This is a genomic window from Gluconobacter sp. Gdi (assembly GCF_014132155.1).
Classification (GTDB): Bacteria; Pseudomonadota; Alphaproteobacteria; order Acetobacterales; family Acetobacteraceae; genus Gluconobacter.
Genome location: NZ_BLJQ01000002.1, coordinates 462,388 through 475,055, shown reverse-complemented (window position 1 = coordinate 475,055; position 12,668 = coordinate 462,388). Strand labels below are relative to the sequence as shown.

Sequence of the window (12,668 nt, the reverse complement as noted above, 5' to 3'; positions counted from 1 at the left end):
GCTTACAGTTCCAGTCATCAACTCAGACTGAAAACCCTACTCCTCACTTTAGAAGAAGGTTAGCCCCGGATTGGCCGTGACATGATTTGACGGATTTTATCGCCGAAACGTGATGTTCGACTCCTCAATCATCTTCATGAGGGAGAGCATGACAGGCTGCGGCGAGCTTTGGATTACTCTCGGCTGACTCCCTGCACAGCGTCCGTGCATCCGCACCACAGATCGTTGTCACGTCTTCCATGGTGGACGATGTCACGTCCCGCGCCACCTCGACGTCCTGATTATTCTCGTGCCCTTCTTCCTTGCTCAGTTGATCCTGTGCTTCATGCATCTCCTTGAGAGCATTGATACAGGCATCCGTAGCAGAATCGGGGTGAGTCTGCAGGACTTTGAGGACCTGATTGACCCCGATGCCCAACGCATTGATCGATGGGTCGTCATCATTGGTTTTGGCCCCTCCGTCCTCGGCATGAGCCAGGACCGGAAAGGCGAGCGGGACGGCCAGAAGGAGGGTGGCCACAAAGCGACGCTTGATCATGACGGCATGATTAGGGGAAAATAATCTCCGGACAAGCCTCATGGCATGATAGTCACACACCGTTGCAGAACGCATTCTGGCAGCTTTTCCGCGCTCCAGAACGCTGTTGACCTTGACTCCTTAAAGGACGGTCGTTAAGCGAGGCCATCCTTTTGCGGGCGTTCCGGCCCGCTATCCGGTCCATTGTGGGCCATACAGTCGAGAGCCTGGAAACATCATGAAGATCCGCAACAGCCTGAAGTCCGCAAAGGTCCGCGACAAGGACTGCCGCGTTGTCCGCCGTCGTGGACGCGTTTACATCATCAACAAGAAGAACCCGCGCATGAAGGCACGTCAGGGCTAATTGCTTTGATTCGCCGGATATCAAACAGACGGCGCTGGCTGATGGCTGGCGCCGTTCTGCTTTGTGCACCGGCCATTTCCTCTGCCACACCGCCGACCCCTGCCCCGTCCCAAACGTCCGGACCGGCCAGCGCTCCTTCCCCTGCAAAAAACGATTCCAGCAAGGCACATCCACACCACAAGACCGTTCAGGAACGTCTTGCTGAGGCGGAAAAGGCTCTCGCTCTCGCTGGAAATGAAAAAATTGCACGTCAGCTTGCTGATCAGGCCGAAAGCCTGCGCAGTCGTAGCCTGACAGGCGCTGTACGGATGCTTCTATCCGATTCGCAGAATGCATTGGGCAAGCACGACTTCCAGACTGCAGAAGACGACCTCACCTCTGCCATCACCATCCAGCCTGACCAATCCATTCTCCGCCGTCATCGTGCTGCCGTGCGCCTTGCCGCGGGCGACAACAATGGCGCGATTTCCGATCTGGGCGTGGCCATTCAGGCAGACCCTGGTGACGCAACGGCGTGGGGAATGCTGGCGGATGCAGAGCGGGAAAGGCACGAGCCAGACGCTGCCCTTCGTGCTTACAAACAGATGATGCAGCTTGATCCGCATGCTCCTGATGCAGACAAGCAACTCAAAATCCTTCAGACAGAGAAAGACGGACAGGAAGACTGACGAACACAACCTCTTGTATTCGTCAGCGTTCATTCCCTGATTCACTCTATTCAGGAGGACCTTCATGAAAACCAAAACAGTTCCCACCGATCAGGCTCCCGCAAAACAGGGTTGCTGCAGCAAAGTCAAAGCCTGCTGCAAACATGCTGGCCGCGCCCGCGAAATCAGCCTGGCTGTCATGACCGGCATGGCCACAATCGGCCCCAAGCGTTTCCGCCCCTATTTTCAGCAGGCACTCGCCGTTATTTCCGTCGTGGCAGCAACCATCCAGTTCTTCCGTAACCGGAAAGGCTGACCATTCCTCTGGCCAGACTCTAACCCGGATCTCTGGCCAGAACCCTCTTCAGAATCGCTTTGTCAGACCACCCATAATCGTTCGTGGGGCTCCAACAACCGTTCGGCTTAAAGAAGCTGACGGGAAATATCGCTTGTCGGCTGCATTCTGCACGTTGACCTGTGCGCTCCAGGACCCTCTTTCATAATACGCAGCCAGATTGACCAGAGCATAGGCAGACGTTTTGTACGTCAGGCCATAGATGGGATCGCGTGGCGTGTAATTATCGGCTGGGCTGGCCCCCTCAAAGTGCACACCCGCCCCAATACCAAGCCCCTTCAGCATCCCTGACGGGATAGAATACTTTGTCCAGACATTGAAAATATGGTGCGGCACACCCGCAAGCCACAGAGTTCCGCCATTGGGCAGGAGCTGGTTGTCTTTGGTGATTTTGGTATCGAGATAAGTATACGCAATATTGGCAGTCCAGGTTGGGAGAATTCTGAGATTGCCTTCCAGTTCAAACCCTTTGCTCGTCTGCTCACCCTGAGCAATTGAGTAAAGCGGATGAAGTGGATCTGTTGTCGCGACATTTGTCCGCGCCAGATCGAAAAGGGTGGCCATCCCTGTCAGCACACCGTTTCGCGTCTGCGCTTTGAGGCCAACCTCGTAATCCGTTCCTCTCTGTGGCGGCAGGATATTCTGCTGATAATCAACAGACGTCGTTGGCAGAAACGCCTTGGACCAGTTGAAGTATGCAGACATCCAGTCCGTAAAGGCCCAGGTAATGCCTGCGTGCGGACTAAAAGCCGTCGTTGGGGGATTGTTCCCGCCCCGGCCACTGGTCGCACGATCCCAGCGCACACCAAATGTCACCGCAACCTGACGGCCGATCTTCATATGGTCCTGAATATAGGCCCCGAACTGGTCCTGCCGTGTTTTGGAAATGACACCACTGCTCGCATAGTCGGGAACATCCCCATAGACCGGATTTGCGAGATTGAGATTTGTGGTGGTTGCAAAGCCGGTGGTGGAGTTGGTTCCATTCTGACCATAGTCTGTTCCGACCAGAACGTAGTGTGAGATCAGGCGTGTTGTATGGAATTTAAAATTAACGTTCGTATCAATCCTGACGTCAGTTCCGTGGTTATTATACGGCCCATAGTAATACCGACCAACCTGTGAAAGATCGTTCGAGAACCCCGTCGTTGCAAACAGCCATCTGTTATAGGTCTGACGGTACACCTGATACCGAAACCCTTGATGGAAGCCGATGTTCTCATTGAACTTGTGATCGAACATGTAGCCCAGATGAACATAGGTCTGTCGCTGCTGGGCAGGGTTTTCAACATCGTTGATGGCAAAATCCCTGGGCAGTTTTCCCCAGGGAGACGGCAGAACCGTTCCATACGCCGGGATCGCCGTATAAGGGTGACCGCTCGTGCGATTATAGCGGAACAGGAGCGTCAGGTCGGTATGATCGGTCGGGCGAATTGAAATGGATGGTGCGATATAAAGCGTCTCCATATCCGAAGCACGGACGAAGTAATCCTGCTTTCGGTAAACGGCATTCACCCGGGCCGTAATCATCCCATTGGATGTCAGCTTCCTGTTGATATCCGCGCGCCCTTCATAATAGGACCAAGATCCGCCCTGAGCTGTGAAGTTGGCAAAATTACTGTCTGTCGGCCTCTTGCTGACCATGTTGACCATGCCAGAGAGCGGTCCCTGCCCAAACAGGCCCGAAGCCGGCCCTTTGATGACTTCCATGCGCGACAGGCCCACAGTCTCGTTCATGGAAAGGCTGTCGATGGTTTTCATGCCATCGAGATAGGTCATGCCGGATGTGCTGAAGCCACGCACGCGAATACTGTCATACAGGCCGTAGCTGTCCGCGTGTGACACGCCTGCCACGTTTTGCAGCGCATCCGACAGGCGGATGACATTCTGCTCATCCATCAGCTTGCGGGAAACGACAGAAATGATTTGAGGGTTTTCCAAAAACGGAATGGCCATCTTGGCGGCACTGACAGAAGCGGCCTGCTGCTGCCCAACCACCGTGACAATATCCTGCTTTCTACGCCTGGCCGCAGAAGAAGGGCTGTTTTTACGAGCGTGGGCCGCAGAAGAGCTTTTCTGCTTTTCCGGTTTCTCTACCAGCGAGCCTGCACTGGCGGAAGAAGACAGCAACAACTGGGAAACGATCATCAACGCCATTGGCTGAGTGCAACGAAACACACTCCGACCAAGGCTGGCTGTTGTAGGGCTCATTTGATTCGCATCTCAAAGAGTAAAGGTTCGATGCTAATGCGAGTCATTCTTAATAAACACAAGGGCCCGGATTTTTTTTGTCATAACCCGGATGGTCGTTATCAACGTTTCAGAGAAACGAGATAGGATCGATATCGATATCGATTTTGGCGCTTCCTTTGGGCCTGATGTCTTTCAGCCAGTCCCGCAAAATCGGCTGAACAGCGATTCCCCGCATGGTCCGCAGCAGTAACCGGCGCCGGTGCCGCCCGCGTAAAACAGCCAGAGGCGCAGGGGCTGGGCCTAACACCTGCACCCCTTCTCGCTCCGGTGCCGCAAAGGCTATTTCCTTTGCCAGAGCATCTGCCGCGTCTGTCGTTGCAGCACTGATGATCAGCGCAGCCAGCCGACCGTATGGCGGCCAGAAAGAAGGGCGTCTCTGCTCGGCTTCCTGCTCCATGAAGGTCTGGAAATCATTGGAGACAAGCGCGGTCATGACAGGGTGCTCACCCACGTAGCTCTGAAGCAGGACACGACCAGGACGCTCAGCGCGACCCGCACGACCCGCGACCTGATGCAGAAGCTGAACCGTGCGTTCCGCTGCCCTTAGATCGCCGCCGCCCAACCCCAGATCCGCATCCACAACACCGACCAGCGTCAGCTTCGGGAAATGCCAGCCTTTGGCAACGATTTGCGTCCCGATGATGAGGTTGACCTCGCCGTCCGTGATCTTCCGTACGGCTTCCGCCGTAGCCGCAGGGGAGCCCAGCGTATCGGAAGACATGACGAGGATCTTCGCCTCAGGAAAGCGCAGCTTTGCTTCTTCCGTAATGCGCTCAATTCCCGGCCCGATTGGCACCAGAGAGTGTTCGGCGTGGCATTGGGGACAATCTGACGGGATACTCTCGGTGTGACCGCAATGATGGCATGTCAGGATGCCACGCGCGCGATGTTCCACCAGCCAGGTGGAGCAGTTGGGGCACTGCATCCGGTGCCCGCAGGCACGACAGAGCGTCAACGGTGCGTAACCACGACGGTTGAGGAACAGCATCGCCTGCTCCTCGTTCTTCAGGGTCTCATCAATGGCAGTGCAGAGCACCGGGGATAAAAAGAGCCCACGCTCTGGCGGGTCAGCCCGCATATCGACCAGAGAAACATCCGGCATCGTCGCTCCGCCATGCCGGGCAGTCAGAAGCTCATGGTGATAGCGGCCGCTATCCACGTTCGCCAGCGTCTCCAGTGAAGGCGTGGCGGACACAAGAATGGCAGGAGCGTTCGCCAGACGGGCGCGAACCACAGCCATGTCCCGCCCATGATACATGACGCCTTCTTCCTGCTTGAAGGCGCTCTCATGCTCCTCGTCCACCACGACGAGTCCAAGATCTTCAAATGGCAGAAAGAGCGCTGATCGCGCGCCCACAACGACACGCGCCGTCCCGTCTGCCACAGCGCGCCATGTCTCGCGTCGACGCTTGGTTCCGAGGTCGGAGTGCCAGACGGCCGGGTCTGCACCGAAACGACGGATAAACCGATCCGTCCACTGAGCTGACAAAGCAATTTCCGGCAACAGGACCAGAACCTGTTTCCCTTGCGCCAAACAGGCCGCGACGGCCTCGAAATAGACCTCGGTCTTTCCCGATCCTGTCACCCCCTCCAGCAGAGTGACGTCAAACCGCTGCTCTTTCACCGGACGGCAAAGCTGCTCGGCAACGTCCGCCTGCTCTTCAGAAAGCTGCGGTGCGCCGTGGGTTGGGTCCGGCGTTGCGAAAGGAGCCGCGACAGAGATGACGGCTTCCCGAAGGAGCCCCGCAGTCGCGAGTCCTCGGATCACGGCGGAACTGGCACCGCTGGCCGCCGCGAGATCAGACGTCGTCATCGGCGCATTGGAAGCCGCATTGAGGACGGAGCGACGAGCCGGAGTGATGCGCAGGCCTTCTTCCGGTTGTTCCGTTCTGACCCAACCCAACGCAGGCTTTGGTGCGTCCTTCAGGTGAATGCGGGTTGCCATCGCCAGTACAAGCCCAGGCGGCGTCAGGGTATATGCAGCAACCCAATCAATAAACCGCCGCAGACTGCCCGGCAGGGGGCGTACGTCCAGCTTTTCGACAACTGGACGCAAACGGGACAACGGAACCTCGCGCCCCGGAGCCGTCGCGAAGTCAACAGGGACTGTGCTGGTCGTATCCCAGACACATCCGACCGTCTCCCGCTTTCCCAAGGGAATTGACACCAGATCGCCCGGCTGAAGCGTCATGGGTGCCAGATAATCCAACGGCCCCGGAAAAGGCAGCGGAACGAGCACCGAGACACGCGTTCCGGTGGGGGGTGGCTTTCGCCAGAGGTCAGGCTTGGGTAGGCTGCTGGATGCCATGCCTGTGTCTAACCTCCCTGAGCCCGAAATGCCATGATGGCCCATGACGCATTACGCGACTGGACCGAATGGCTGACCCATGAACGGCGCTCCAGCCTGCGAACGGTTGAGGCCTACCGCCATGATATCGTTATGGCCCTCTCCTTCTTTGAGCAGCATCTGGGGGGCGAGGTTGATCTGACTGCTCTGGCAAAGCTCTCCCTTGCTGATCTCCGGGCGTGGCTGGCTCATGAAACAGCCCGCAGCGAAAAACCCACACGTCGCGCCACGAATGCCGATGCGCGCGCTCGTTCCAGAGCACGACATGTTTCGGCCCTGCGATCGTTCTTTCGCTATCTGGCCATGCGCCATGATGTCTCGAATCCTGCCCCGGGGCTCCTCGCGACCCCACGACTGAAAAAGCGCCTTCCACGTCCTCTTGGGCAAGAACAGGCCCTGGCTGCGCCGGAAGGAATTTCCGACGATGCTTTTACGAGCGCTGCTGCCATCCGGGACAAAGCACTCTTTACGCTTCTGTACGGTACAGGCTTGCGGATTGGTGAAGCCTTGGCCCTTGATGTGCGGGATCTGACAAACGCTGGTGAGAACATGCTGCGCGTGGTGGGCAAAGGGGGGAAAGAACGTCTGGTTCCACTGCTTCCGGCTGTCCGTGACGCGTTGGAGTTATGGAAAGGCGTTCACCCTTCTCCCGCCCCTGACGCTCCGCTGTTCTGCGGTGTTCGGGGAGGCCGCCTAAATCCCGGCGTCGCCCAGCGGGCCATGCGCGAATGGCGCAAGGGAGAAGGCCTGCCGGATTCTGCCACACCGCATGCTCTTCGCCACTCTTTTGCGACCCATTTGATGGAAGGTGGCGCTGATCTGCGTGCCATTCAGGAACTCATGGGCCATGCCAGTCTTTCCACCACCCAGGCTTATACTCTGGCAGACGAAAAGCACCTGCTGGACGTCTGGCGCAAGGCACACCCACGGGCGGAGCAGGAATGAAAAGACTGACATGGGGCATTCTGGCTGCTCTTATGGCTCTGACCGGGAAGGCTGAAGCAGTGCCATGCCACACGGTACAAGCGGCCGTTTTGCCGCTGCGCGATGATGGTGGATATCTGAGCATTCCAGCCCAGATCAACGGTCATGCAGTCTCCATGATCGTAGACACAGGTTCACAGGGTAGCCTGATGACACCGCAGGGCGTTGCAGCGCTTCATCTATCTCAGGACCCTGACCGTCACACTGTTATGCAGGGCCCCAACGGAACACCTCGTCTTGTTGCCAACGTCCGTATTGCCGATCTGCAACTGGGCCACCTTTCTCTGGGCGCAGGGTCCATGCCCATAGGCTCTCTCCCTGGTTCCCCGATGATTCATCCGCCTATTCTGGGGCTTCTCGGGGCAGATGTTCTGGATGGGTATGATCTGGAATTTGACGTTCCCCATCAGAAGCTCATGTTCTGGAAAGTTTCCTCAAACAGCTCGTCCTGCCAGCTTCAGCCCACTTGGAAAGGCCAGTGGAATACGGTTCCGGCCCGACAGGTTGACGGGCGCCTGATGGTAACCTTCACGCTTGATGGGACGCGCGGAACAGCACTTCTCGATAGCGGTGCGCGCTCCCATATTGTCAGCACCGACTTCGCCTATCGCCTCGGTCTCACGGATGAGCTGCTCGCGCTCGACCCTGGCGGTATCACTGCCGGTGTGGACCTGCATGAACGCCGATACCACTGGCATCGCTTCAAGCGCTTTTCCATGGGGGGCACGGTGTGGGTTGATCCAGTTCTGACTGTCGCCCCGGTTCATGATCAGGCCGACATGCTGCTGGGCTCAGACTGGTTCGCCAAACACGACATCTGGCTCTCTTACGCCACAAGCCAGATTTTCGTTCGTTAAGGAGTTGGGAGCGTACAGAACGTACCGGCTTTCATCCGTTCCTTGCGAGCAGGCGTGAAAGCCCACCAGTTCAGGGCTTCTCCCGTTTTCGCCTGATGGATGGTGGCCGCAAACACGTCATGCACACAGGGATCATGGCGTTGCTGCGTTAGATGACAGAGCTTCAGATAAAGATCGTCCGGCTCACAGGATGCCAGCTGCGCAGTTGAGGTAATCCCCAATATGGCAAAATCTGCGAGTGCTGCTTTGCCAACATTCTTCAGCATTGTGAGATCACTCATGCCTGCTCGCCCTTTATTTGAGGCAACCATTGTAGCGAGCGGCACTTTAAAGTCCTAGCAACAAAAGGACATTATTCATGGCGACGCAGGGACTATCACGTTTCACTGGCCGCAAGGTTCTCGTGACGGGGGCGGCATCGGGTATTGGTCACGCGACAGCCCTTCGTTTCCTTGACGAAGGCGCGCATGTCATTCTTGTGGACCGGGATCAGGAAAAGCTCGACGAGGTCATGAAGAGCCTCGACCCGAACAAAGCTACGGCCTCTCTGACAGACATTTCCAAACCCGACGAAGTTCAGAAACTGCTGGACCTCACCAAACAGACGTTCGGCACACTGGATGTGCTGGTGAACAACGCCGGTGTCACCACAATCGGCACGGTTCTGGACGGCGATCTGGACGCCTGGCAGACCGTGTGTGCCACAACCCTGACCGGAACCCTGAATGTCAGCCGCACCTTTCTGCCCCTGCTGATCCAGAGCAAAGGCAACATCGTCAACACGGCCTCCGTCTCTGGAATGAGGGGAGACTGGAACACGGCCTATTACGATGTTGCCAAAGGCGGCGTTGTGAACCTGACGCGCGTTCTGGCGATGGATCACGGAAAGGATGGCGTTCGCGTCAACGCCATCTGCCCGTCGGTCACACGCACTGCCATGACGGCGGACGCCCTTAAAGATCCAGCTTTCGTCAAAAGCGTCGAAGACCGCGTTCCGTTGCAGCGTCTGGGAGAGCCTGAAGATATGGCCGCAGCAATCACATTCCTGGCCAGTGAGGACGCGGCTTACATTACCGGATTGATCATGCCGGTTGATGGGGGCGTGACCGCATCAAACGGGCAGCCACCATTTCCTATGAGCTGATCTTCAGAAACTTACTGCACGTCTCCGCGCCGATCCTGCACGGAGACGTTTCCTGAATATGTGGCGAAGAACGGAAGCCCCAGACTTCCAATTTCTACTTCATCCTGAAAGACAACTTTTTCATTCTCTATCGGAGCGCCGCCAAAAAAGGTTTTTGACCAGCGCGCCCTGCCCCACACTCAGAAAATCATCATAGTGAGTGAATTTCTTCTGATCCCCCAGACCCTCCAGATTTTCTTTTAGTGAAGAAATCCAGAAAGACGGAAATGTCGTGTATGTCAGATCAGGATCAAGGCTGACGCGCTTCTTCTTTTCGCCAACCCGAATATGAACTGTGAAGTCATCTTCCATGTCCACGGAATGACTGCCGTCTCCCAGGAATGTTTTAAACGCCAGCTTGCAGGCTTTCGTATCTTTGACATCAAGATACGCGAACTGTCTTTCCGGAATATCTATCAGAACTGCCAGGCGGAATAATGCCGCACGTCCGAGCACACCCACAATTGGTCGCCCGTCAACCACCTGCGTACTGGCCTTCGCGAGCAAGACGACGTCTACATCTCTCAGCGGAATATCATCCAGAACCAGTTCATTAATTTTGGAATGAAAGGCGCTTTCCTTATAGGCACCGCTGATGACAACTTTGGCGTCATCATAGCCCTTGGGGAACTGTATTCCTTCAGAATTCCGGGCGTAAATGTAATCGAACGCTGGGCTGACATACATCGCAGCGGGTTTGCCGTTGGTTTTCACCGGTATACGCGGCGCATCCCCCTCGCCTCCCAGTAACGGGAGAATAACTGGCATAAAAAACCTCCGTCCCGATAAAGGAACGGAGGTTTCTGGTATCCGCTAAGACGTAGGGGATTATTCGCCTTTGAGACGGCTGTTGCACTGGGACCAGTACCCGCCACCCTTCTGGATCCACTTCAGGCTGCCATTGCCGCCGTTTGCCTTGTTCGCATTGTACTGGGCAACACAGGTCTTCATGCGAGCCTTGCCAGCGGACAGGCTGGAAAACTGGGACGACACAGCCGTTGGGAATACAACGTTTCCAGACGTGACCGGAGCACTCTTGGACGCAATCGGTGCCTTCGTACCTGCAACAGACGAATCAGGCGGGTTCGCCTTACCCGTCGTGACAGGTGCCGTCGTTGTTGGTGCTGTGGCAGCCGTTGCCGGGGCAGCAGTTGTCGCAGGCGCGGCTTCAGCCGTTTCGCTACCACAGCTTGCAGCCTTGAAGGCCTTGTAGCTTTGACCGTTCAGGGTGCCGCCCTTCTTGGCGGACTGGAATGCAGCATGGCATTCCTTGGCCGTCATCGCGTGTGCAGGAACCGAGGCAAGACCGGCAGCCAGAACAGCGGCCAGGGAGAGGCGGGACAACATACGGCTGGAAACCATGAAAAACATCCTTGTCTGTCAACCGGGAAGTCGCAGCCTCCCGGTTCAGAAACGCCGGTGACTACGATCAGTTGATGCGTTCACCATGCATGGTCGTATCGAGGCCTTCAAGTTCCTCTTCTGCAGAAACACGCAGACCCATGACACGATCCAGAACCTTCAGGATCACGAATGTCATGATGACACACCAGACAATCGTCACGCAGACGGCTTCTGCCTGAGCCAGAAGCTGTGAAAGGCTTCCGACGGTACCAGCCGGATTAGCGTCCGTTGCAGAGAGCGGCCCATAAGCCAGAACACCTGTCAGCAGAGCGCCAACGATACCCCCCGTACCGTGAACACCGAACGCATCGAGACTGTCATCATAGCCAAGAGCGTGCTTGAGCCACGTGGCACTCCAGAAGCAGACTGCACCGGCAATCAGACCAATCACCACAGCGCCACCCGGCAGGACAAAGCCCGCAGCAGGTGTAATGGCGACCAGCCCGGCGACCACGCCGGAAATAATGCCAAGTGCCGTCGGCTTACCCGTCCGTGCCCACTCAACAGCCATCCAGGCGACACCACCAGCGGCAGCAGCAAGCTGCGTTGTCAGCATGGCCATGCCTGCACGGCCGTTAGCGCCCAGCGCAGAGCCTGCGTTGAAGCCAAACCAGCCAACCCAAAGCAGGGACGCACCGATAATGGCGTATGTCAGGTTGAACGGAGACATGTCATCCGTTCCAATGCCGCGGCGCTTGCCAAGAACATACGCACAGACAAGGCCAGCCACACCGGAGTTGATGTGCACGACCGTGCCACCGGCAAAGTCCACAGCGCCCAGGCCAGCGACCCAACCCGTTGGGCTCCAGACCCAATGAGCGACAGGTGCATAAACCAGCAGCAGCCAGAAGATCGTGAAGACGCACATGGAAGAGAACTTCATACGTTCCGCGTAGGCCCCTGTAATCAGGGCTGGCGTGATGACGGCGAACGTCATCTGGAACATCATGTAGACGCTTTCCGGGATCGTCATCGGAACGGCGGCTGCCGTTCCTGCCCCAAGCGTGAAAGCGGAATCAACGCCGTTGTGGAAGTTTGCTGCAACACCGTTCAGCAAAGCGCGGGACAGATCACCAATCCACGGCGTGCCACTCGAGAAGGCCAGACTGTAACCTGCAACCATCCAGACGAGGCTGGCGATACAACAGATGGCAAAAGACTGGATCAGGGTGGCAAGAACGTTCTTCTTGCGAACCATGCCGCCGTAGAACAACGCAAGACCAGGCACTGTCATCATCAGGACGAGTGCTGTGCTGATCAGCATCCAGGCTGTATCGCCTGTGTCGATGGCCGCAGGCGCATCAGCAGCCATCGCGGATACTGGCAGAAGTGCGCCAGCAGCCATGATCGAAAGACCGGAACGTCTCATCACAGAGCGCCCTCCCCGGTCTCTCCCGTGCGGATGCGGATGAGCTGATCGAGATTGGAGACCATGATCTTGCCGTCACCGATCTTACCCGTGCGAGCTGCCGTCATGATTGCCTCAATGACGTCTTCCACAACGGAATCTGCCACAGCAATTTCAATCTTGAGCTTTGGAAGAAAGCTGACGTGATACTCGGCGCCACGGTAAATTTCCGTCTGGCCTTTTTGACGACCAAAACCTTTGACTTCCGTCACGGTCAGACCTTGCACGCCCAGTGGCGTCAGCGCCTCCCGGACATCGTCAAGCTTGAAGGGTTTGATAATAGCGGTGACGAGCTTCACGAACGGCATATCCTCGTTGGGAATCAGAAGACTGGGGGCCAGTATGGCCC

14 protein-coding genes are annotated in these 12,668 nt (G+C 56.8%); 6 read left to right on the top strand and 8 right to left on the bottom strand.

Going from position 1 to position 12,668, the window contains the following annotated elements; all coding sequences use genetic code 11:
- Positions 1-124: 124 nt before the first annotated feature.
- Positions 125-613, bottom strand: a complete 489-nt coding sequence (locus JN414_RS06075; RefSeq protein ID WP_237389903.1) for a hypothetical protein — start codon at positions 611-613, stop codon at positions 125-127.
- 142 nt (positions 614-755) lie between these two features.
- Here JN414_RS06075 and ykgO point away from each other — a divergent pair, with 142 nt between their 5' ends.
- The 3 genes from ykgO to JN414_RS06060 all read left to right on the top strand — a co-directional run bounded on the left by ykgO (position 756) and on the right by JN414_RS06060 (position 1,844).
- On the top strand, positions 756-881 hold the full coding sequence (gene ykgO, locus JN414_RS06070; protein WP_007281615.1) for a type B 50S ribosomal protein L36: 126 nt from the start codon (positions 756-758) through the stop codon (positions 879-881).
- 41 nt (positions 882-922) lie between these two features.
- Positions 923-1,549: a hypothetical protein gene (locus tag JN414_RS06065; protein ID WP_237389902.1), complete on the top strand. Its 627-nt coding sequence runs from the start codon at positions 923-925 to the stop codon at positions 1,547-1,549.
- Positions 1,550-1,613: 64 nt separating this feature from the next.
- On the top strand, positions 1,614-1,844 hold the full coding sequence (locus tag JN414_RS06060; RefSeq protein WP_202207116.1) for a hypothetical protein: 231 nt from the start codon (positions 1,614-1,616) through the stop codon (positions 1,842-1,844).
- Between the two features lie 48 nt (positions 1,845-1,892).
- Here the strand turns inward: JN414_RS06060 and JN414_RS06055 are convergent, their stop codons facing one another.
- On the bottom strand, positions 1,893-4,094 hold the full coding sequence (locus JN414_RS06055) for a TonB-dependent siderophore receptor (protein WP_237389901.1): 2,202 nt from the start codon (positions 4,092-4,094) through the stop codon (positions 1,893-1,895).
- 109 nt (positions 4,095-4,203) lie between these two features.
- Positions 4,204-6,444 (bottom strand): primosomal protein N', encoded by a 2,241-nt coding sequence (locus tag JN414_RS06050; RefSeq protein ID WP_202207115.1) that lies wholly within the window; start codon positions 6,442-6,444, stop codon positions 4,204-4,206.
- A 33-nt stretch (positions 6,445-6,477) separates the two neighbouring features.
- Between JN414_RS06050 and JN414_RS06045 the strand changes: the two genes are divergently transcribed.
- On the top strand, positions 6,478-7,428 hold the full coding sequence (locus tag JN414_RS06045; protein ID WP_202207114.1) for a tyrosine recombinase XerC: 951 nt from the start codon (positions 6,478-6,480) through the stop codon (positions 7,426-7,428).
- Entirely contained in the window at positions 7,425-8,324 is a 900-nt protein-coding gene (locus JN414_RS06040) for a retroviral-like aspartic protease family protein (RefSeq protein WP_202207113.1), read from the top strand. The genes JN414_RS06045 and JN414_RS06040 overlap by 4 nt, the downstream gene beginning before the upstream one ends.
- On the opposite strand, the gene JN414_RS06035 is transcribed toward JN414_RS06040, so the two are convergent.
- Positions 8,321-8,605 (bottom strand): helix-hairpin-helix domain-containing protein, encoded by a 285-nt coding sequence (locus JN414_RS06035; RefSeq protein WP_099211684.1) that lies wholly within the window; start codon positions 8,603-8,605, stop codon positions 8,321-8,323. The two genes, JN414_RS06040 and JN414_RS06035, sit on opposite strands and share 4 nt — an antisense overlap.
- A gap of 77 nt (positions 8,606-8,682) precedes the next feature.
- On the opposite strand from JN414_RS06035, the gene JN414_RS06030 reads away from it, so the two are divergent.
- Positions 8,683-9,468 carry an SDR family NAD(P)-dependent oxidoreductase gene (locus JN414_RS06030; RefSeq protein WP_202207112.1) on the top strand — a complete coding sequence of 262 codons (786 nt, stop codon included), beginning with the start codon at positions 8,683-8,685 and terminating at the stop codon, positions 9,466-9,468.
- Positions 9,469-9,588: 120 nt separating this feature from the next.
- Here the strand turns inward: JN414_RS06030 and JN414_RS06025 are convergent, their stop codons facing one another.
- Genes JN414_RS06025 through JN414_RS06010 form a run of 4 tightly spaced genes read right to left on the bottom strand, consistent with a single transcriptional unit; the run spans position 9,589 to position 12,618 of the window.
- Positions 9,589-10,275, bottom strand: coding sequence for a hypothetical protein (locus JN414_RS06025; protein ID WP_237389900.1), 687 nt, complete (start codon positions 10,273-10,275; stop codon positions 9,589-9,591).
- Between the two features lie 60 nt (positions 10,276-10,335).
- Positions 10,336-10,878 carry a hypothetical protein gene (locus tag JN414_RS06020; protein WP_099211680.1) on the bottom strand — a complete coding sequence of 181 codons (543 nt, stop codon included), beginning with the start codon at positions 10,876-10,878 and terminating at the stop codon, positions 10,336-10,338.
- 58 nt (positions 10,879-10,936) lie between these two features.
- Positions 10,937-12,280: an ammonium transporter gene (locus JN414_RS06015; RefSeq protein WP_255494180.1), complete on the bottom strand. Its 1,344-nt coding sequence runs from the start codon at positions 12,278-12,280 to the stop codon at positions 10,937-10,939.
- The gene (locus JN414_RS06010; RefSeq protein ID WP_029495718.1) at positions 12,280-12,618 is read right to left on the bottom strand and encodes a P-II family nitrogen regulator; all 339 of its coding nucleotides are present in this window, start codon (positions 12,616-12,618) and stop codon (positions 12,280-12,282) included. Before JN414_RS06010 ends, JN414_RS06015 begins: the two co-directional genes overlap by 1 nt.
- Positions 12,619-12,668 lie beyond the last annotated feature (50 nt).